The organism is Bacteroides sp. f07 (assembly GCF_042854785.1).
Taxonomy (GTDB): Bacteria; Bacteroidota; Bacteroidia; order Bacteroidales; family Bacteroidaceae; genus Bacteroides.
Window position 1 is genome coordinate 524,673 of the sequence record NZ_BAABXI010000002.1, and the last position, 20,862, is coordinate 545,534.

The 20,862-nt window shown below is 43.1% G+C and carries 17 protein-coding genes; 15 read left to right on the top strand and 2 right to left on the bottom strand.

Annotation, left to right across the window (positions count from 1 at the left end):
• Positions 1 to 97 precede the first annotated feature (97 nt).
• On the bottom strand, positions 98 to 1,456 hold the full coding sequence (locus ACGHVY_RS17080; RefSeq protein WP_390600125.1) for a VapE domain-containing protein: 1,359 nt from the start codon (positions 1,454 to 1,456) through the stop codon (positions 98 to 100).
• A 332-nt stretch (positions 1,457 to 1,788) separates the two neighbouring features.
• Between ACGHVY_RS17080 and ACGHVY_RS17085 the strand changes: the two genes are divergently transcribed.
• Both ACGHVY_RS17085 and ACGHVY_RS17090 read left to right on the top strand, forming a co-directional pair.
• Positions 1,789 to 2,424, top strand: coding sequence for an HU family DNA-binding protein (locus tag ACGHVY_RS17085; protein ID WP_308744770.1), 636 nt, complete (start codon positions 1,789 to 1,791; stop codon positions 2,422 to 2,424).
• A gap of 18 nt (positions 2,425 to 2,442) precedes the next feature.
• Entirely contained in the window at positions 2,443 to 2,583 is a 141-nt protein-coding gene (locus ACGHVY_RS17090; protein ID WP_390600127.1) for a hypothetical protein, read from the top strand.
• Here ACGHVY_RS17090 and ACGHVY_RS17095 read toward each other — a convergent pair.
• Positions 2,580 to 3,647, bottom strand: a complete 1,068-nt coding sequence (locus ACGHVY_RS17095) for a M20 family metallo-hydrolase (RefSeq protein WP_390600128.1) — start codon at positions 3,645 to 3,647, stop codon at positions 2,580 to 2,582. The genes ACGHVY_RS17090 and ACGHVY_RS17095 overlap by 4 nt on opposite strands.
• 110 nt (positions 3,648 to 3,757) lie before the next feature.
• On the opposite strand from ACGHVY_RS17095, the gene ACGHVY_RS17100 reads away from it, so the two are divergent.
• The 13 genes from ACGHVY_RS17100 (at position 3,758) to ACGHVY_RS17160 (ending at position 20,853) form a co-directional block, all read left to right on the top strand.
• Positions 3,758 to 5,569, top strand: a complete 1,812-nt coding sequence (locus ACGHVY_RS17100) for an AMP-dependent synthetase/ligase (RefSeq protein WP_390600130.1) — start codon at positions 3,758 to 3,760, stop codon at positions 5,567 to 5,569.
• Positions 5,570 to 5,653: 84 nt separating this feature from the next.
• Positions 5,654 to 6,770, top strand: a protein-coding gene (gene prfB / locus ACGHVY_RS17105; RefSeq protein WP_308744778.1) for a peptide chain release factor 2 whose coding sequence is annotated in 2 segments (ribosomal slippage) — positions 5,654 to 5,716 and positions 5,718 to 6,770 — 1,116 coding nt in all. Because the reading frame shifts where the segments join, the coding sequence is not laid out codon by codon here.
• 450 nt (positions 6,771 to 7,220) lie between these two features.
• Positions 7,221 to 8,273: a porin gene (locus ACGHVY_RS17110; RefSeq protein WP_390600133.1), complete on the top strand. Its 1,053-nt coding sequence runs from the start codon at positions 7,221 to 7,223 to the stop codon at positions 8,271 to 8,273.
• Positions 8,274 to 8,379: 106 nt separating this feature from the next.
• The gene (locus tag ACGHVY_RS17115) at positions 8,380 to 8,847 is read left to right on the top strand and encodes a CYTH domain-containing protein (protein ID WP_308744781.1); all 468 of its coding nucleotides are present in this window, start codon (positions 8,380 to 8,382) and stop codon (positions 8,845 to 8,847) included.
• 55 nt (positions 8,848 to 8,902) lie between these two features.
• Entirely contained in the window at positions 8,903 to 10,195 is a 1,293-nt protein-coding gene (locus tag ACGHVY_RS17120) for an MgtC/SapB family protein (RefSeq protein ID WP_390600962.1), read from the top strand.
• A gap of 408 nt (positions 10,196 to 10,603) precedes the next feature.
• Complete coding sequence (locus ACGHVY_RS17125) at positions 10,604 to 11,836, top strand: DUF3575 domain-containing protein (protein WP_390600136.1); 1,233 nt, start codon at positions 10,604 to 10,606, stop codon at positions 11,834 to 11,836.
• Entirely contained in the window at positions 11,833 to 13,137 is a 1,305-nt protein-coding gene (locus tag ACGHVY_RS17130) for a hypothetical protein (protein ID WP_390600138.1), read from the top strand. Before ACGHVY_RS17125 ends, ACGHVY_RS17130 begins: the two co-directional genes overlap by 4 nt.
• Before the next feature lie 31 nt (positions 13,138 to 13,168).
• Positions 13,169 to 14,500: a hypothetical protein gene (locus ACGHVY_RS17135; RefSeq protein WP_390600139.1), complete on the top strand. Its 1,332-nt coding sequence runs from the start codon at positions 13,169 to 13,171 to the stop codon at positions 14,498 to 14,500.
• A gap of 45 nt (positions 14,501 to 14,545) precedes the next feature.
• Positions 14,546 to 15,769 (top strand): fimbrillin family protein, encoded by a 1,224-nt coding sequence (locus ACGHVY_RS17140; RefSeq protein WP_390600141.1) that lies wholly within the window; start codon positions 14,546 to 14,548, stop codon positions 15,767 to 15,769.
• 18 nt (positions 15,770 to 15,787) lie between these two features.
• A complete protein-coding gene (locus tag ACGHVY_RS17145) occupies positions 15,788 to 16,861 on the top strand; it encodes a fimbrillin family protein (RefSeq protein WP_308744786.1) in 1,074 nt (357 codons plus the stop codon).
• A 5-nt stretch (positions 16,862 to 16,866) separates the two neighbouring features.
• Positions 16,867 to 17,928: a fimbrillin family protein gene (locus ACGHVY_RS17150; protein ID WP_308744787.1), complete on the top strand. Its 1,062-nt coding sequence runs from the start codon at positions 16,867 to 16,869 to the stop codon at positions 17,926 to 17,928.
• Positions 17,929 to 17,935: 7 nt separating this feature from the next.
• Positions 17,936 to 18,502 (top strand): DUF3575 domain-containing protein, encoded by a 567-nt coding sequence (locus tag ACGHVY_RS17155; protein WP_308744788.1) that lies wholly within the window; start codon positions 17,936 to 17,938, stop codon positions 18,500 to 18,502.
• Positions 18,503 to 18,552: 50 nt separating this feature from the next.
• Positions 18,553 to 20,853: a hypothetical protein gene (locus ACGHVY_RS17160; protein WP_390600145.1), complete on the top strand. Its 2,301-nt coding sequence runs from the start codon at positions 18,553 to 18,555 to the stop codon at positions 20,851 to 20,853.
• Positions 20,854 to 20,862: the final 9 nt, after the last annotated feature.

Genomic DNA, 20,862 nt, shown 5'->3' on the forward strand with positions numbered 1-20,862 from the left:
CTCTTTGATGTTTATTGGCGTCTCCACCTTCTTCATTGGGAGCCTAATCCATTTTGATACAATTTGTTACGGGTGAACCCTTGTCCGTTTTTAAGGCTTATGCCGCTTTCAACGGTTTCACCAGATATACATTCCCGTATTTGGTATGTTTGCGGGTGACTCCTGCTGCGAGCAACACTTGTGCGAATGTAGCCGGATTACTTCCGCGCATGGCAGCCGGGTTATACATTTTCAGTCTCCTGAATATGTCCGAAGCCGAAAGCCGTTCGCTTCCTTCTTCATCGTCTTCGGCTGTCCGGTAACAGGCATGGAAAACTTCTTCCGCCGGGCAAGGATGATAAAAGGCGGTGTTGTGGCGTTGCAATTCCCGTTCCTCTTCTTTAGTGAACCAATAGCGGATTCCGGAGAGTAGTTCTGCTTTCAGTTGCGCGTATATCTGGTCGTGCTCCATGCCTTCGCAATTGATAAAATGTTCCGCTTCAATACAAATGAACCGCCGGCTGCCGGTAGGGTCGGTGAGCAAGTCGAAGCGGTTGCTTGTGCCGATGAAAGAAGCGATGCGCGGCAAGTTGCGGAAATTCTTCTGATAAGCCTTGCAGATATTCAGGTTCGCCATTTGCATCAGGTTCTTCAATAACGGCATTTTCTGCGTCCCGTATTTGTCAAACTCATCCATATTCAAGAGCCCCATCTCGGCAAGCAACCTTTCCGGTTTACCTTGTGCCGACAGTTTCAGGTTGTCCATGTAATAGCGTGACAGTACCGGCGGCATCAGTGCCTTGCAAAAGGTGGATTTCTGCCGCCCCTGCTCGCTGCTGACGAGTATAGGTGCCACACTGTTGGCATGTATGCCCGTCATGCCCAACCATTGGGCGGCGAGCCCCAGCAGCCATGTGTGGAAACTCTTCACCCAGAGCGGATGGTCGGAGACACGCCGTGCCAAATGCTCCAATCTGTCTTTCCCGTCCCAATCGGGCAATTCTTCCATGTAAAGCCGGAAGGGGTGGTATTCAGGAATAAAGGTGGAGTAGATATAACGGCTCAAGTCTTTGTCCCAGCAAGGTATGCCTTGGTCGTGTGCTTCCATGCAGAAAGTGTTCAGTTCCCGCTTGCCTACGGGCTCGAAGGGAATACCACGTTTGCCTGCGGGACGATATTCCGTTTCTTCTGTCAATAAGTTGTAACGGAAATCATACTGCTTTTGCAGGAATGCGCGTACCTCTTGTGTCAGCCGGACGGGTTGTTTTCGTTCCGTCTCTTCCTTTTTCTCTTTTTTCTCCTTCTCGGCAGACAGTTCGGTGTCCGTGAGACTGTCTATATGTATGTCTCCACAACATTCTGCCGGTTTCGTCCGGGTTTTCTCCACTTTCTCTGTTGCGTCTTCTTTATTCTCCTTCATCTGGAACAGTTTCAGTCCTTTCAGTATCTGTTTCCACATTAATGTCATTGCATTCATTATTTTTTTGTTTTTAAGTGACTAAAATAGGTTTGTTTATCAGCGCTGATACTGCAAATCTACAATAGGACGGTACCGGTTTGCAAGTATTTCTCTAGAAAAAAGATATTTTTTTCCTTAACGGAAGAAGTCGGCTTTTTATCATCCTTTTCACTACTATTTATCGTATCTTTGCCGTAGAGTTGTCAATGATTCACTAACGTCGTTTAATTAAATAACGAAGGTTATTTAATTGAATAACAATAGTAGTTTGAATGAACCACAATAGTGGTTTATTGATAAATCTAAAGGCTTTGCATGAAAAGTATTCATTATAAAGACGTTAACTGCTTATGGCTATACTTTACGATTGGTATGAGAATCCCGGTGAGTCCGACGATTCGGAAGAGAAAGGCTTGCATCCCCGCATTTTTTTGAACGGAAAGCTGGGGATGGACAAACTGTGCCGGATGATTCACAACCGCAGTTCCCTTTCTGTGGGTGATGTGAAAAACGCATTCGAGATGCTTGCCCAAATTTGTGGCGAGGAACTACGCGAAGGGCGTGAAGTGCATATTGAAGGGCTCGGCTATTTTGCCCCTATCTTGAGAAGCACACAGAAAGTGACTCGCAGCACTAAGAACAAATCGTCAAAAATGGAACTGAAAACAATCGGTTTCCGTCCCGATGCCCGTCTGAAGGGTGAGCTTAGAGGTATCAAGGTCAGCCGGAGCAAGTATGCGCGCCACTCGGAATCCTTGTCGGAAGTAGAGATAGATATGCGGTTGAAGGAATATTTTGCCGATCACGATGTAATGCTCCGTTATGATTTTCAGGAAGTGTGCTGCATGACGCGGACTACGGCGAACCGTCATCTCCGACGATTGCAGGAAGAAGGAAAATTGCGGAATATAGGTAAACTTATGCAGCCGATTTATGTGCCCGCGGCAGGGTATTACGGGGTGTCGCGCGAATTGGTGCGGCGGTAAATTGAACTGGTTTTAGGGATGTATTTGCAGTATGGAAGTGAAAGCGGCGGAGGGGGATATAAAAGGATTTGTAGTATCGCTTTCACCCGCTTTCCTGTTCTGGATGGCAGTCTCAGGAAAAAGGTGGAAGCGGTGAAGCCTGTAATAGGCTTCTGTTAAATCAGAAGCCCGTCCAATAACTCCAGATAGATTCCGATAGCTTCCTCTATCTCTTTCAACATGATATATTCATCTGCAGTGTGCGAGCGGGAAGAACGTCCCGGTCCTATTTTTACTGATGGGAAGGACATTAATGCCTGGTCGGACAGGGTAGGAGAGCCGAATGGAACGCATCCTAATTTTACCGCTTTCTGTACGAACGGGTGTTTTTCGTCAATCCGTGAAGAATTGAGACGATACGAACGAGCCTTGGCATCGCAAGAGATATGTTTCTTGATTTCGGCAAATAGTTCTTCGTTGGAGTAAAGCTCATTGCTGCGAATATCGACAACAAAAGTGCATTTGTCGGGGACAACATTATGTTGCGTACCTGCATTGATTACAGTCACACTCATCTTTACCGGTCCCAGCAACGGAGATTCTTTCTCAAAATGATAATCGCGGAACCAGGCAATATCGTTCAATACCTTATATATAGCATTGTCTCCTTCATTGCGTGCCGCATGTCCGGCTTTGCCTGTTGCGGTGACATCCAATACCATCAGTCCTTTTTCGGCAATGGCAGGTTGCATCTCCGTCGGTTCGCCTACGATGGCGAATGAAACGGGCGGAAGCCCCAGCAGTACACTTTCAATTCCGTCTTTACCCGAAACTTCTTCTTCGCAGGAAGCGAGATAAATCAGATTATACTTCTGCGAAGTACGACATAGTTGCAGGAACACCTGTAATAAAGAAACAACGCTGGCACCGGCATCGTTGCTTCCCAAACCATACAGTTTGCCGTTTTCTTCACGCGGAGTGAACGGGTCTTTTCGCCAGCCGTTGACAGGTTTCACCGTGTCTATGTGGGAGTTCAGCAGGATAGTCGGTTTCTTCAGGTCGAACATCGGGCTGAGACACCATACATTGTTTCCCTTACGTCCGGTCTGCATACCTTCCATTTCAATATAGTTTTGCAGGAAATCCGCAGCCTGCGTTTCTTCCCGGCTGATTGAGGGGATACTGATTAATGATTTGAGGAGGCTTACAGCCTCTGTTGTCATGGTTGGAATATCATATTTCATAGTGCAAAGCTTTTATTCATTACCATAATATTTGCACAAAGATAGTCGTTTTGCGCAATAGTTTCAAATAAAACCAATACCTTTGTGCCATATTTACTAATACAAAGAGTATGACTTATCATCATTTATCTGTCTTAGTCCATCGTCAGGCCGAAAAATACGGCGACAGGGTAGCTTTGAAATACCGTGACTACGAGACAGCACAATGGATTCCGATTACCTGGAATCAATTCTCCGGAACAGTGAGGCAGGCAGCCAACGCACTTGTGGCACTGGGAGTAGAGGAACAAGAAAATATTGGAATCTTTTCGCAGAATAAACCCGAATGGTTTTATGTAGACTTTGGGGCATTCGCCAACCGGGCTGTTACTATTCCGTTCTATGCAACCAGTTCCCCGGCGCAAGCACAATACATCATCAACGATGCACAAATACGTTATCTTTTTGTAGGTGAGCAATTCCAGTATGATGCTGCTTTCAGTATCTTCGGTTTCTGTACTTCCCTGCAACAACTGATTATCTTTGACCGTTCGGTGGTGAAGGATCCTCGTGACGTATCCTCTATCTATTTTGATGAATTTATGGCAATGGGAGAGGGATTGCCGCATAATGATACGGTGGAAGAGCGTACGGGGCGTGCTTCTTATGATGACTTGGCGAATATCCTTTATACGTCCGGTACGACGGGCGAGCCGAAAGGAGTAATGCTTCATCATTCCTGCTACTTGGATCAGTTCCGTACGCACGATGACCGTCTGACAACGATGTCGGATAAGGATGTATCCATGAACTTCCTTCCGTTGACGCATGTGTTCGAGAAGGCATGGTGTTATCTCTGCATCCATAAGGGAGTGCAGATTTGCATTAATCTTCGCCCGGCGGATATTCAGACAACAATCAAGGAAATCCGTCCGACACTGATGTGCAGCGTTCCCCGTTTCTGGGAAAAGGTGTATGCCGGTGTACAGGAGAAGATAAATGAAACGACGGGAGTGAAGAAAGCGTTGATGCTGGACGCTATCCGGGTAGGCAAAATCCATAATTTGGATTATCTGCGTCAGGGCAAGACTCCGCCGATGATGAACCAACTGAAGTATAAGTTCTACGAAAAGACTATTTATTCTTTACTGAAGAAGACGATCGGCATTGAGAACGGTAACTTCTTTCCGACTGCCGGTGCCGCTGTGCCCGATGAAATCAATGAATTTGTTCATTCGGTAGGTATCAATATGATAGTCGGATACGGATTGACGGAATCTACGGCGACTGTATCCTGTACGTTGCCGGTAGGTTATGACATTGGTTCGGTAGGTGTCGTATTACCCGGAATTGAAGTGAAGATAGGCGAAGATAATGAGATTCTGCTTCGCGGCAAGACTATCACGAAGGGATATTATAAGAAAGCGGAAGCTACGGCTGCTGCCATTGATTCCGATGGATGGTTCCACACCGGTGATGCCGGCTACTTTAAGAATGGCCAGCTTTTCCTGACGGAACGCATCAAGGATTTGTTCAAAACCTCGAACGGTAAGTATATCGCTCCGCAGGCCTTAGAGACGAAGTTGGTCATCGACCGGTATATCGACCAGATTGCCATTATTGCCGATCAGCGTAAGTTTGTGTCTGCTCTGATTGTTCCTGTATATGGATATGTGAAAGAGTATGCAAAGGAGAAGGGTATCGAATACAAAGATATGGCTGATTTGTTGCAGCATCCTAAGATTGTAGGTTTGTTCCGTGCGCGGATAGAGACCTTGCAACAGCAGTTTGCGCATTACGAGCAAATCAAACGTTTCACTTTACTTCCTGAACCATTCAGCATGGAACGTGGGGAACTGACTAATACGTTGAAGTTGAAGCGTTCGGTTGTTTCGGGAAATTATAAGGACTTGATTGAAAAGATGTATGAAGAAAACGCATAGTCCGCTGTTTCTTTTTAGTAGCGGAATTTTGCTTATCTTTGTGCCCGATATCTGAAATCTGTAAATAATAAAATTGTAAATCAAATGATTACTATTGAACAACTTAAAGACGTGAAAGAGCGCACTGATGCGCTGAGGAGGTATCTTTGACATCGACGGGAAGAAAATTCAAGTCGAAGAAGAACAATTAAGGACACAAGCTCCAGGATTCTGGGATGACCAGAAGAGAGCCGAAGCCCAGATGAAACTGGTGAAAGACCTGCAAAAGTGGATTGACGGCTATAATGAAGTCAAGACGCTGGCAGACGAACTCGAACTGTCTTTTGATTTCTATAAGGAAGAATTGGTGACTGAGGAAGATGTGGACGCAGCTTATGCGAAAGCTTACGAAGCTGTAGAAGCGCTCGAACTCAAAAATATGCTTCGCGATGAAGCCGACCAGATGGCTTGCGTATTGAAAATCAATTCCGGTGCCGGTGGCACGGAAAGCCAGGACTGGGCTTCCATGCTGATGCGTATGTATCTGCGCTATGCCGAGACGAACGGTTATAAGGCTACCATTGCCAACCTTCAGGAAGGTGATGAGGCGGGAATTAAAACCTGTACAATCAATATCGAAGGAGATTTTGCTTACGGTTATCTGAAGGGGGAAAATGGCGTACACCGCCTGGTTCGCGTTTCTCCATACAATGCCCAAGGCAAACGTATGACTTCCTTTGCCTCCGTATTCGTTACTCCACTGGTGGATGACAGCATTGAGGTGAATATCCTGCCTGCCAATATCTCATGGGATACATTCCGAAGCGGTGGTGCCGGTGGACAGAATGTGAACAAGGTGGAATCCGGTGTGCGTCTGCGTTATCAGTACAAAGACCCGTATACAGGCGAGGAAGAAGAAATCCTGATTGAAAATACCGAAACCCGTGACCAGCCGAAGAACCGTGAGAATGCAATGCGCCAATTGCGCTCTATCTTATATGATAAGGAGTTGCAGCATCGTATGGCCGAACAGGCGAAGGTGGAAGCAGGTAAGAAGAAGATTGAATGGGGCTCGCAGATACGAAGCTATGTATTTGACGACCGCCGTGTGAAAGACCATCGCACCAACTATCAGACTTCGGATGTGAACGGAGTGATGGATGGCAAGATAGACGGGTTCATCAAAGCCTATCTGATGGAATTTTCTTCACAGGAATCATAAAATGCAAAATTAGCAAGTGTTATTCTTGGAAAGTTAAAAGATTTGTTCTTACTTTGTTAGCGTTGAACTTTAAAGCTAACTATTATGGGTAAGGGTAAGAAAAAAGCAGCAATAAGCAAGAAGGAAGAAGAGCAGGCCCGGAAAGTTGTCAGAATAGTATTTGTCTCATTGATTATTTTGGCACTGATTATGCTGATTGCATTTTCCTTTTTCGGCTGATTGATTCACTACAGATTATATAGATTGTACGGAGAGACTGAAATGTTCGTGTTTCACTCGTTAAGAAACTCCGGCAAGTCATATAATCTGTGGTGAATTTTGTTTTGTAACGTATTTGTAGTCCGTGTAACGGGAATGTAACTTTTCTGTAATCTATCCGTATTCAAATTGTCATTTTTGTGTATCCTCGCAGTTGTACTTTTGCCACGAATTAAGTAGCAAACAACTGAAATGAGTAGAATTACAACAACGGTCGTTACACTTTTGCTGGCGACATCGGTCTTCGGACAGGCTAAAGAGGATGCCGGTGATGGCAAGAAATTGGATAAGGAAACAATGGAGTTTAAAGATTATCTGCCTGAGATTCATGGAACCATCCGGGGGAAATATGAGTACCAGACAGAAACGCAGGAAAGTCGCTTCGAGGTACGTAATGCGCGTTTCAGCGTTTCAGGGAATGTGCATCCGCTGGTGGCTTATAAAGCTGAAATCGACCTTTCGGACGAAGGCTCTATCAAGATGCTTGATGCCTATGCGCGTGTCTTTCCGGTGAAAGACTTGAATTTCACGATTGGACAGATGCGGGTTCCTTTCACGATAGATGCCCATCGTTCTCCTCATCAGCAATACTTCGCAAACCGTTCGTTTATCGCCAAGCAGGTGGGGAATGTGCGTGATGTGGGTTTTACTGCTGCTTATACCGATAAAGGGGGCGTTCCATTTGTTCTTGAAGGGGGATTGTTCAACGGTTCCGGCCTGACGAACCAGAAGGAATGGCATAAGACGTTGAACTATTCGGTGAAAGCGCAGTTGTTACTCAATAAGAGCTGGAATGTAACACTCAGCACCCAGATGATAAAACCGGAAGATGTACGGATTAATATGTATGATGCCGGTATCTATTATCAGAACAGCCGTTTTCATGTCGAAGCGGAATACTTATATAAGATGTATGGGCACGGCGCATTCAAGGACGTGCACGCAGTGAATAGTTTCATTAATTACGATTTGCCGCTGAAAAAGGTATTTAATAAGATTTCCTTTCTTGCCCGTTATGACATGATGACGGATCATAGTGACGGTAAGAAAGATGAAACAACCAAGGCGTTGATAATCAATGATTATGCCCGGCATCGTGTGACTGGTGGAATCACGTTAAGTCTATCCAAAGCTTTTATCGCCGACCTGCGGCTGAACTTCGAGAAGTATTTCTATAAGAAGTCCGGTGTACCTAAAGAATCGGAGCGGGATAAAATCGTAATTGAGTTTATGACGAGGTTTTGAAATGAATTGAGAATTAAGGTGCTACGTTTCTTTTGTGGGTAATGTGAGGTATTAAACTATCGTTTTTTAATTCTCTATTTCCAATTTTTTAATTTATCTTTGTGTCATGGCACAAGAAATAGAACGTAAATTTTTGGTTTCCGGAGACTTCAAGTCTTTTGCATTTGCGCAAAGTCGCATTGTGCAAGGTTATATCAGCAGTGCTCGCGGGAGGACTGTTCGGGTTCGTATCCGCGATAATAAAGGGTACCTGACTATCAAGGGGGCTTCCAATGCTTCCGGCACCAGCCGTTATGAGTGGGAAAAGGAACTCCCTCTGTCTGAAGCGGAAGAACTGATGAAACTTTGCGAACCGGGTATCATTGATAAAACCCGTTATCTGGTTCGCAGCGGCGAACATATATTTGAAGTTGACGAGTTTTATGGTGAGAACGACGGTCTTATCGTGGCGGAAGTGGAGCTTGAATCTGAGGATGAGGCTTTTGTAAAACCGGACTTTATCGGTGAAGAGGTGACGGGAGATATACGCTATTACAACTCCCAACTAATGAAAAAACCGTATAAAACGTGGTGAACGTTAACAAATAAACTGTATATTTGTTCTTATCTAAAAAGAGCAATGTATGGATATGGAACAGTTGTACAATTATGTGCCGCGGGAATTGGTTACTTTTATACTGGTGACTTTGTTTTCTTTATTAATCGGACTCTCGCAACGTCGGATCAGCTTGAAGCGTGAGGGGGAGACTACTCTTTTCGGAACTGACCGCACTTTTACTTTTATAGGTATCCTGGGGTACCTGCTTTATATACTGGATCCTGTCGATATGCGTTTGTTTATGGGGGGAGGCGCAGTGCTGGGTTTATTGTTGGGATTAAACTATTACGTGAAACAGTCCCAATTCCATGTCTTTGGCGTTACGACTATTATTATTGCCTTGATTACTTATTGTATGGCTCCCATTGTAGCTACGCAGCCTTCCTGGTTTTATGTTATGGTGATAGTAACCGTGCTGTTGTTGACTGAGCTCAAACATACCTTTACCGAATTTGCCCAACGCATGAAGAATGATGAAATGATTACGTTGGCGAAATTCCTGGCCATCAGCGGTATTATATTGCCTATGCTTCCGAATAAGAACCTGATTCCTGATATAAACCTGACTCCTTATTCTATTTGGCTGGCAACGGTTGTGGTATCCGGCATCTCCTACCTTTCTTATCTGCTGAAACGGTATGTATTCCATGAATCCGGGACTTTAGTCTCCGGCATTATTGGCGGATTATATAGTAGTACTGCCACTATCTCCGTGCTCGCCCGTAAGAGCCGGAAAGCCTCGGAGCAGGAAGCTACCGAATATGTTGCCGCCATGTTGTTGGCTATTAGTATGATGTTCCTGCGTTTTATGATACTGATACTTATCTTTAGCAGAGAAATCTTTCTTACTATTTATCCGTATCTGTTGATTATGTCGGTTATAGCAGCCGTTGTGGGATGGTTTATCCATTCCCGGCAGAAACGTCCGAAAGATCAACTGGCTATTGAAGAAGATGATGATAGCAGTAATCCGTTAGAGTTCAAGGTGGCGTTGATTTTTGCCGTACTTTTTGTAGTCTTTACTATTCTGACTCATTATACATTAGTTTATGCAGGTACGGGCGGATTGAATCTGCTTTCTTTTGTATCCGGATTTAGTGATATCACTCCTTTCATTTTGAACTTGTTGCAAAATACAGGCAGTGTTGCTGTACTGATTATTACGGCTTGTAGTATGCAGGCCATCATCAGTAATATACTGGTCAATATGCTTTATGCGCTGTTTTTTGCTGGAAAGGGAAGCAAGCTTCGTCCCTGGATTTTGGTTGGGTTCGGTGTCGTGATTGCATGTAATCTTGTTTTATTATTATTCTTCTATCTTTAGAAAAAACATTTATAGCCCTATATTTCATATTAACTCTTTCTTTTTCTTTTAATTGCAACTTTTCAGGAGTGAAAAAGTGCAATTAAAAGGAAGTATGGAGTTATAATTTAAAATTCTTTATTTTAAATCTTAATTTTTATTTGTTATATAATAATATTTACTATACATTTGCGACTGATTAGCATTGTATTAGGGAACAATGCAAACGAATGAACAAAAATAAGGGCGCGAACGCGGATTATGGGAAATGAGGGCGAACATAATGCTTTCCTTGTAAAAGGGAAGCAGGTGTTATTTATAGAAAAATGCGTAAAAAAGGGGAAATGCCGTTGGATAAAAATACTGTCTTGTATCTTATTCTCGTTGTTTTTCCTTTCAGGAGTGAAGTGTAATGCTCAGTCTCCAACTATGCGTAAAAAGGCAGTAGAGAATAAAGATTCAATCATGCCTTTCAAGTCTCGGCTGGCATTTAAGACAAATGCGGTCGATTGGCTTGTGTTATTACCTAACATTACTGCCGAAGTCGATCTGTTCGGTTCTCCTTATAAACATTATACATTAAGTCTTGGTGTAAAAGGTAATTGGAGCACTTCTCAAAATTACAAGCCTAGTATCGTTTATAATCTGTTTGATACCCGCTTGGAGTTTCGGAATTATTTCCGTACTACTCAGCGAAACTTCCATCATTTGGATTCAGCCGGTTTTTTTCAGCGTTTAAAAGAAGAGGTGTTTACGGTCAAACGTTTCCATCCCCGTTATTGGCGTGCTTACTATTGGGGCGTATATGCTGATTATGCCAATTATAATTTTAAGTTTGGCAAGCGCGGTATGCAGGGTTCTGCTTTGGGACTTGGTGTGTCGGGTGGTTTCAGTATTCCTTTATATGGTTATCGTGAAAATTTTGTGGATTTGGAATTGGGAGCTAGTGTAGGGTTTGTCTATACTAAGTATGATGCTTACCGGCATGATGAGGAAAGCAATTGCTATCCCCGTTTGCCCGAAAAGAGTAAAGGCGGGCATCTGGTGCCATTCCCGGTCGTTAGTGACTTGCGTGTGGCGTTTGTCTATCGTTTCTCAACTTCAGTCAAAAATAAATATAAGTTGATTGATTACGATAAAATCAATGCCCGTACGGAAGCCAAGCGGCAGAAGCAGTTGAGGCGTGATTCCATTGGCGAGGCCAGAACAAAGATAAAAGAACAGAAAAAGCTGCAGAAAGATTCTTTGAATCTGGCTAAGGACTCTTTATCGCAAATGAAGGATTCGTTAAAGAAACAGGAAAAATTGATGAAGGATTCATTGGAACAAGTACGGAAACTGGATAAAGCACAGGCTCGGTTGATGAAGGATTCATTGGAACAGGTTCAGAAACTGGAGAAAGAGCAAGCTAAGTTGATGAAGGATTCTTTGGGGAATGTTGCCAAAGAAGAAAAGAAACGTGCGAAAGAAAAGAAGAAAGATAAAGAACCGGAAGAAAGTGTGGAAACACAAATAAAACAACAATCCCCAGATGAACAGCAACCTGTTCGGGAGAAGCAGTCTACGGAGTCAGAATCATCTGTTCCGCAGGCTGTGGATCCACAATTTTCCGGGAGTCGGAAGGAGAGTCCGGAATTTACAAATGCGGGAGGTGAAGAATGATGAAAGCAACTATTATATATCAGATCATATTTACATCATTATTGCTGGTTGGCTGTACGAAGGTGGATTTATGTGACGAGGGGACGCATCCTCACGTAGTGGAAGGTTTCTCTGTTACATACAACTGGAACGGTTTAGGATTGTCGGATGATGAGACACCTGAACGTCTGTATTTCGTGGCAACCCGTATTTTGAATACCCGTCATATGGTTTATCAAACGAATAAAGACGGTAAGTTTTGGGTGGAGGAAACTCCCGGAGACGGACCTGTGACTCATGATGATAACAGCGGCACTGAAACTCCTGATGACAATATTGAACCGGAAGGTGAATACCAATCCGAGATCAAACTGCCTGGTGGAGAGTATTTTATGATGGCTTTTACTGATCCGAAATATCCGAAGGTAAAAGTAACGAAGAAAGACGATAAAGGTAATGACCTGAAAGATAATGATGGCAAGGTTATAGAGGTTGAGGAGGAAGATAAAAGGGTATCTTTGGATGGTTTGGATGAGTTTAAATCCGATAATGCTATTCCTGTCAAGCAAGTTAAAATGCGCCATGCGGTTGTAGAGCAGAAAGATGTGAGTAAAGTATTGGTAGACAATCGGAAGTGGGCGGATTTGAATCCCGGCATCGGTTATGTAAGGGATGCCGGCCGGAGGCTGTTTGTGGGCCGCCGTGATTATCTGGAACTGGATGCGGGAAAGAATTATATACAGCCTTTTGATTTTACATCTCTTACCCAACATATTGATATTCAGTTTACTGTTCAATTAGCGGCAGATGAGAATAATAATCAGTTGACTAAAGAGGATATTCAGGATATTTATGTAGAAATGGCCGGTATCGCGCCGGAAGTATCTTTGTCTACTGGTATTTTAAATATTTCAGAACTGAAAAGGGTGATTGTAAAAGTGACGGAGCAGAAAGTTTCCCAATCCACCGAAGGGGAAAAACCTGTTGTGACTCTTTTATGCAAAGCGTCTTTGGAAGTATTCGGATTGATAGGTGGTGTGGATAGCTATACGATTACAGGACCGGGTGTTTGTTGTATCGTTCTGTATGTGAAGACTTCTACAGATGTTCGGGCTATTCATGCGAAATCCAATTTGTCAAAACAAATCAAAGAACAGGAGATTACGGCAGAGACCGGGCAGGTGAATGAGCGCAAGAAAGTGAAAGACCGGGCTGAATTGAGGATTGAAACGCCTTTCCGTATTGTTGGACTAAATCCTGAAATGGGAAGTGACGGTGTATGTGGATGGGAAGTTGTAGGTGATATTCATGTAGACATATAATGGGATGATGAGAAAAGAGCAGATAATATATATGAAGATTAAGCAATGCTTATTAATCGGATTTTGTTCGATACTGTTGTTTAATTGTTCCGGAGATACGTATGTAGGGGAACTGACGACAGATGATGATGCGCCTTTGGTGGAACCGGTTCCTATCGTGTTGAGCTTGGGTATGTCTGATTTTGAGATATTGACACGCGGAAGCGGCGAGGTCAATAATGGCAATGATGCGGATTTTTGGGACAATGTAAGATTTTATGTGTATGCTTTCAATAAGGATCCGCAAACCGATTTGTCTAAACCCTGGAGTGAGGCAAATCAGGATTTCTGTTTGTTGGATGGTCATAGGACGGGAGGGGTAAATGCACAGGCTTCCGATCACGGGAAAGAAGTGGGGGTGAAGAAAGAGGATTCCAATTTACTGCTTTTCTATCCGGATGAGAAGTCTCAGGAAATCTATTATAATATGAAGAATACCAATCAGCCTTATAACTTCTTTGCTTACTATTTGGATGATTGGATGGGTGAGTGCCATCGTGAGAAAGATCATATCTATTATGATGTTGAGTTGGACGGGCGCAGGGATTTCATGTCTGCTATGGCGGATCCTGAGGCTCAGAAAGATAAATACGAGGGCAATCCGTACTGTGATAAGATTCTGGGTCGTGCATTCAGTGCATATTCTGCCAATCATGGTTTAAATCCGGTATTTCAGTTTGAGCATCATTTGGTTCTTCTCCGGTTTGTGGTTTGTAGACCGGATGATAGTTCAAATAAAAAGGGAAATGGTGTTCCTTCTTTGGATCCGACTTTGGCAGTAAAGAAGGTTGAATTGAATTCAAAATATAAAGGACGGTTTACTGTGGCGGTGAGTGCTCCTGATGCGGATGGTATGACGAATCTCAAGAGAGGGATATCTTTTGATAGTGAGGATTATAAGTATTTTGAACTGAAAAAGAAAAACGGAGAACTCATTGGAAATTCCGGATGGTGCTTGGTAGCTGATTGCCCTATCTATGAGAATGTGACGGATGATGATAAAAAGCGTTATCGCTATGTTCTTGACAAAGACAAAGAGAACGACCGTGATAGTGGTACAAGTTTATTGGTGGCACCGGCTGACTCTTATCGGGCGAAAATTACTTTGAGTGCGGAGCAGGGATTAACGGGAGCGCTATATACGGAGGTAGAGGTAGACTTGGAAAATACAAATGATAACAAGGTCTTTAGTCCGGGGAAAGCATATACTATTTATTTGACAATTAATAGTTTGTCTGATATCAGCTCTGCTGTCGAAAGTGGAGTCTGGACGAACGGGGGAGATATAAACATTAGTCCGGACGATAAATATGAGGATGAATAAAAAGTGAAACTTACATATTATTATTAATTTAAAATTGTGTGATTTATGAAACGATTTTTTCTTTATGCAATGGTGGCAGCCGGAGTGTTGACATCTTGTTCGCAGAGCGAAAATGAGGGTGTACCGGGAAATGAACCTGTGGATCTGACACCTAGCGCAGACGCTATCTTGCTTTATGCCGCTGCTCCTTCTGTTACAGTCAATGCTACCAGAAGCGCCGGTACTGTCGGAGGTGATGGTGCTACTATCTCTAATACATGGAGTGGACAGAAATTGTATATCTATGCTTGTCAGAAGGATTCTAAGACTGGTATAACAATGAGCGATAGAATTGCAGATTTGAATACTTATGCTTTGCGTGACGAAGAGGGTACGGTTGAAACTGGCGCTAAGATTTCAGGTGTTAAATGGAAAAATAACGAATCCCGTTATTTCCCACGTAGTGGCGCTTATGATTTCTTTGGTTATTATGGAGATGATGCAGTAATTGGCGAAGCAAAAACTGAAGCAATGAATGGTACAAATGTGCTATATAAATCTTTTGTGATTAATGGTTCTCAAGACTTGATGATTGCAAAAGCTGAGCTTTCTGATGCTGATAAGGCGAAACTTGCTCCTGAAGACATAAATAAAGCATTCGGCTCTTATACTGCTCGTAGAGATGTGCAGCCTTCGATGAAATTTGAACACTTGTTGACCCGTCTTGTATTCAATATCAAAGGTATGGGTACCTCTAAACCTGAGAATGTATATGTACAGTCTATTAAAGTGAAATCAAAAACTACAGGAAAGTTGGTATTCGTATATGCTGCCGATGCTAATAAAGGTATCCAATGGGATGGAAATGATGAGGGTACTTTATTGTCTCTTCAGGAAAGAAAAGGTAACGTAATGCAGCCATTAACAGACAAAACGTACTATGCTTCGGCAGCCGATGCAGAAACTCCGACCGCTGTGGGTGAAGCTTTGTTGGTTGAACCGGGTGTTGAGACTTACGATATCGAGGTTGTTGTTAAACAAGAAATTGATGAATCAGGTAATACAGTGCCTGTTGCACAGCAGACAGCAACATACGAGTTGACTTTGAAAGCTAGTGATGTAACTAAAAATGGCACTGATGCTGGTATTACAACTTTCGCTGCATCTACTTCTTATAATGTTACAATTGCTGTTTATGGTATTAAGGAAATAGAACTTACAGCAGAACTTGGTGAGTGGATAAATGGTGGTGATATCAATATTAATCCAGACGATACATTTACAGAATAATAAATTAAATATCTGAATATGAATAAAAAATATCTATTTATACTGGGAGCAGCAGCAATATTGGCGGGTTGCTCGAATAATGACGTAGTAGATCAAAAGGAAGAGGTAAATATTCCTTTTGACGGAGCAGTTTCATTGAATGCCGGCTCTAATATCTCTATTACTCAAACAAGAGCCGTTGTTAGTAAATGGCAGGATACTCCGATTCGTGTGTGGGGATTAGACAATGCAGGTACCGGCTGGAATACAGCTTCCGGTAACTTGTTCTCACCGGCTAATTATGTAGATGGAAAAGTGGCAGCGGACGGAAAAGTCAAGCTGGGGGGTGAAAATGATGTTTATTTTTATCCTTTGAATAGCGATGTGAATTTCTCATTCTATGCTTGTAGTCCGATTCCGACTAATCCTTCTTTGTCATCAAATAGTGCTGCTGTTACTTATAATATCGCTGGGAATGTAGATATTCTTTGGGGAGAAGCAATAGCAGAAGATGTTCTTTCTGCCGATGGTAAAACTTATTCCGGATACAATGCCCGCTATTTCCGTAAAGGGGGGACTACACCGGAGTTGAAGTTCAAGCACTTGTTGACCCAGTTGCAGCTTTTGGGTATTGGCGGTGACGAAGGACTGGTTGAAGATGGTAAGGTTTGGCCTGTGAGCATTAAGAATATCACTGTAACTTCTTCGAATGGAGCTTCTTTGGCTGTTGCAGGGGCTAACAAAGGAACTCTGACTGCCACAGGTATCGTTTCGGAAATTCCGGCATATTTCGGTGATAATAAATATACAACAAATGTAGATTTGGAGACAAAAGTAGAAAAAGATGCAGGAAATGTAATGTTATTGCCTTCAGCATCCGGTTCTTATATTCTTAACGTTACTTTGGCTGCTATGGTAAATGGTCAGGAGAGAACGCAGAAGAATGAGGTTACCATTACTTATAAGAATGCAGAAGGTCAGGTGTCACCGTTTGAAGCAGGTAAGGCTTATAAAGTTAAATTGACAATTTATGGTTTGCGTGTGGTTGATATCAATGCTACACTGGAAGAATGGAAGGATGCAGACCAGACTATTGATCAGGAAGTAAACTAATTCTTATGAATAAATGGATGATAGCAGGCGTAGCGTTGTCGTTTTTATTGGCATCGTGTAGTAAAGATGACGATAATACGCCTCAATCAGGAAATAATACTAATGTAAATGGTGGAGCTGTTGTATCTTTCAGCTCCAACATTTTCGCTTCTGTTGTGGTTGAGGTAACAGGGCCGGGCACTCGTGCACCGATAACGGCTTTTGAATCAAATGCACAATTGGGTGTTTTTGGGATTCCTGCCATTCAAGGTGGGCGTAACGAAGATTGTGACTTGTTCAACAAAAAAAATGAGAGTGATTTCCAGCCGAATTTATTTAATGCTTGCTACACGTATGTGCCGGGTTATGAAACGTTACAGACGGAGAAATTGGCAACTTTCCCTAATACGAGTAATGCGGGCTTGATGATGTATGGTTATTACCCTTATACAGAAGAAGCGGAATGGCGTGAAGTGAACAGAGTGGCACAATGGGCCATACCTTGGAAACTGAATCCGCGTGATATGTCTGAAACGAGAGACTATATGTTCACAGGTCAAGCACCGACATGGTATTCGGAAGTCGGAACAAATCCGGTCGTGTTGAACTTCCAGCATGCATTCGGACGTCTGGATTTCTGTTTCTATTCTACCAGTAAGCAGGTATGTGATGCAGGGTATCGGATTCAGTCGGTAACTGTGTATTGCAATACAGGTGAATCCGGCTGGATGGCTTTGACAGATGGGGCACTTTCTTTTTCTCCTAAGGATTTGGTGTGTCTTCATTCGACAAATAATGCCGGAATTACTTATAATACTCCGGGAGAGTCTGTCGCAAAGTTTATGTTTCCACCTGAACAGACCTTGATACAGAAGATTACTTGTCAGGTAAAAGATGGCGGTAACAATTTGCGTGAGTATACTATCTATGATTACAAGTATTACGGTTATGATATCTCAATAAAGAAAGGCAAGACTACATTAATGCGTATTAACTTTTTGCCGAAAGATGCCACGTTTTCCGGACCGGCCAATGTGGATTCCTGGACGGGAGGTAATACTGTAGACGAAAATGTAAAGTTACAATAATAACGACATGACACGAATCGTAAAATATCTATTCTCCCTTGTTTTTCTGCTTCTTGCAGGAGCACAGAACTTGTGTGCCCAGCAAGTGGCGGTAAAAACCAACGGCTTGTCACTTCTGGCAGGAATACCCAACTTGGGATGTGAACTGGTAGTGGGTGAACGTTCCAGCGTTGATTTAAGTGTCTATGGGGGATATAAACCCTATGGAACAGATATTAAAATCATCGGTGTGCAACCGGAATACCGTTATTGGTTCAATGGTCGTCCTATGGTACGCGAATATATCGGTATATCAGCCTTGGGAGCGAATTATGACATTCATTGGGGGAAACATATTTACGAAGGGGATGCAGTAGGAATCGGCATAACGATGGGATATTCGATGGCACTGGGCAAACGTTTTAACCTTGAATTTTCGGCAGGTTTCGGAGCTGTCCATTTCTGGCATCAGCAATATTTCGAGAATGACAACTTTGAGGATTATGCAATTAATAATCCGGGAAAGACGAATGCGCACGGATATAAACTGTTTCCGGCAAAACTGGCGGTTTCTATTTCTTATATTATTAGATAGAGAGTAAGATTGTGGATATGAAAGTAAGTTTGATAAGAATAAGCAGAGCCATGAGAATAGCTTTTCTTTTGATCTGTTATTTAGCTGCTTGTATTCAGATGAATGCGCAGGCACCCAAGCTGGTAATGGGACGTGTACTGGACAAAGAAGCGTCAGAGAAGAAAAGAAAACCGGTCCCGTTTGATCTATCTTCTATTGGCGACATAAAGATTTACTATTTTAATACCGTTCAGGAAGGAAAAGATATGGAAACTGCCTTGAACCAGGACAATATCAGCCTTACCCTTTCTGCCATGTATGAAGTGCCCGATGCTACGGGAGCTTATCAGATTACTTTACCGGAGACCGGTTCGTTGGTTATTAAAGTAAGTACGGCGCCTGCCGTATTTGAAGCGATCAATGGTCGGCGTGAGATTACTACATATGTAGATATGGGGCACATGATTAGTCAGGTAACAGTTGTAGGACAGCGTACGGAGGTGACGTCCATGCCCGAAACACCTGACCAGTATGGAGATATGATTATCCTGAACGGGGCGAAGGTCGCTGTGCCCCAGATGATTGGCAAAGACAATGCCCGGATGATTGTGCAACCGTATGTGATAAATAACAGCAAAGGAAAGAAAGTGGAGATGTATCGGTTGCCGCGTGTATATGATGGTGCTCAGTATGCACTGACGCAAGAAAGACGGATGGGCTATGATATAAAGCACGATTCACTGTTTAATTTTATAGTGGAGAATGAACCGCTTTCTGCGGAAAAGGCTTCCTATATGTGGAACGATACAATCAAGCTTTCCAATGCGCAAGACAATTTTCAAGTGTTAGCCCTCATGCAGATGGAGGACTATACACGTCCTTATTACGAACGTCTGTTGGAACTTTCTACACGTAGTCCGAGACGTCCGTTACGTTTTCTGGAATATTCGCTCGACCAATATGAACTGGATCCTAAGAAGTACGAAGAAAAACCGAAAGTAGAACGCCGGACTGGTGTGGAGGACATTTCTCTGAGTTTCTTATTGGGAAAAGCGGAGCTGGATCCTGAAGACCCGAACAATGAAGTGCAACTGGATAAGCTGAAGGCAAAGCTGCTGGAAGTGGTGAATGGAGAAAGCTCTACTTTGAAAGAACTCCATCTGTATAGTGTTTCATCTCCGGAAGGGTCTTATGCGTCTAACGTTGCTTTGTCCCAACGTCGTCTGGCATATGCCCGTTCGTTGGTCTATTCAGTCATTCCGGCGCATACGATGAAACGATTGTACACTTATACACCGAACGACTCACGGGTAGCCACCTGGCTGGAAGTCGCAGATTTGCTGGAGCAGGACACTCTGCCCGATGAAGCTGCTGCCATTCGCGAGATTGTTGAAAAGTATCCGAAAAATCAGGATTTACAGTATCGGCAAGTAGCGGCTCTGCCTTATTATAGTACGATTATTAAAGCGCATCTTCCTAAATTGCGTTCAATGAAGTGTGAATATACTGCTGAAATTTATCGTGCGCTGACAAAAGAAGAAATACTGAATCGTTATCAGAATGATCCTGATTATCGTTCGGGAAAGAAAAATTTCGCCTTATATGAATATTGGCACTTGTTTAACATGGTGAAAGACCCCAATGAGTTGGAGGAGCTTTATCGTCGTGCATACAACTATTCGAAAGAACTGACTAACGGAAAACCGTGGGTACTGGCAGCCAATAATCTGGCTGTATCTTATCTGAAACGTGATACGGTGGATACCGAGGTGCTGAAACCACTGGTAGACTTTTCAGTAAGAGGTTGTAACGTAGAACGTACTTTTGACGGACGTGTGATCGGAATAGATAATGTGGAAGAGATAGTGGCCAATCAACTTGCCATGTATCTGAAAAAAGGGGATTTCTCGGAAGCCAGCCGTCTGGCTCAGTTATTGCCTGATAATGAAAAGAATAAAAAGATAAAAGCATTTGCTTTCTGCCTGGGGGGATATTATAAAGTAACCAGCGGATTGAATGACGCTGAAATTGCCCGTCGACTAGAGACATTCGAACTGGTCAGAAATAGTTCGCCTATTAATAACGTGGTGATGTGTCTGGCAATGAAGACACATGCATGGAATGAGAAGGCAGAGAAAGTGCTGGAAGAATTACCGGCAGACGATCCGAAAACACTTTATTTGAAAGCAGTCCTTTATTGCCGGAAAGGTGACTTTTTTGCTATGCAGGCGGAAGAGGCACTGACAAACTGTTTCAAGAAAGACAGCAGCTATATCTCGATAGCCGAATGGGACGGGGATATTAGTGAAGACTGTTTCAAATATGCCAAAATGGGTTATGAAGACGAAATGGCTACAGGAGGAAATGAGTAGCTTAAATAG

What these genes read in the sequence shown, in the direction of transcription:
- ACGHVY_RS17150 (WP_308744787.1), top strand. Translation starts at nt 16,867, where the DNA reads ATGAATAAATGGATGATAGCAGGCGTAGCGTTGTCGTTTTTATTGGCA.
- ACGHVY_RS17120 (WP_390600962.1), top strand. Translation starts at nt 8,903, where the DNA reads ATGGAACAGTTGTACAATTATGTGCCGCGGGAATTGGTTACTTTTATA.
- ACGHVY_RS17125 (WP_390600136.1), top strand. Translation starts at nt 10,604, where the DNA reads ATGCGTAAAAAGGCAGTAGAGAATAAAGATTCAATCATGCCTTTCAAG.
- ACGHVY_RS17110 (WP_390600133.1), top strand. Translation starts at nt 7,221, where the DNA reads ATGAGTAGAATTACAACAACGGTCGTTACACTTTTGCTGGCGACATCG.
- ACGHVY_RS17080 (WP_390600125.1), bottom strand. Translation starts at nt 1,456, where the DNA reads ATGAATGCAATGACATTAATGTGGAAACAGATACTGAAAGGACTGAAA.
- ACGHVY_RS17095 (WP_390600128.1), bottom strand. Translation starts at nt 3,647, where the DNA reads ATGAAATATGATATTCCAACCATGACAACAGAGGCTGTAAGCCTCCTC.
- ACGHVY_RS17160 (WP_390600145.1), top strand. Translation starts at nt 18,553, where the DNA reads ATGAGAATAGCTTTTCTTTTGATCTGTTATTTAGCTGCTTGTATTCAG.
- ACGHVY_RS17085 (WP_308744770.1), top strand. Translation starts at nt 1,789, where the DNA reads ATGGCTATACTTTACGATTGGTATGAGAATCCCGGTGAGTCCGACGAT.
- ACGHVY_RS17115 (WP_308744781.1), top strand. Translation starts at nt 8,380, where the DNA reads ATGGCACAAGAAATAGAACGTAAATTTTTGGTTTCCGGAGACTTCAAG.
- ACGHVY_RS17135 (WP_390600139.1), top strand. Translation starts at nt 13,169, where the DNA reads ATGAAGATTAAGCAATGCTTATTAATCGGATTTTGTTCGATACTGTTG.
- ACGHVY_RS17090 (WP_390600127.1), top strand. Translation starts at nt 2,443, where the DNA reads ATGTATTTGCAGTATGGAAGTGAAAGCGGCGGAGGGGGATATAAAAGG.
- ACGHVY_RS17155 (WP_308744788.1), top strand. Translation starts at nt 17,936, where the DNA reads ATGACACGAATCGTAAAATATCTATTCTCCCTTGTTTTTCTGCTTCTT.
- ACGHVY_RS17130 (WP_390600138.1), top strand. Translation starts at nt 11,833, where the DNA reads ATGATGAAAGCAACTATTATATATCAGATCATATTTACATCATTATTG.
- ACGHVY_RS17100 (WP_390600130.1), top strand. Translation starts at nt 3,758, where the DNA reads ATGACTTATCATCATTTATCTGTCTTAGTCCATCGTCAGGCCGAAAAA.
- ACGHVY_RS17140 (WP_390600141.1), top strand. Translation starts at nt 14,546, where the DNA reads ATGAAACGATTTTTTCTTTATGCAATGGTGGCAGCCGGAGTGTTGACA.
- ACGHVY_RS17145 (WP_308744786.1), top strand. Translation starts at nt 15,788, where the DNA reads ATGAATAAAAAATATCTATTTATACTGGGAGCAGCAGCAATATTGGCG.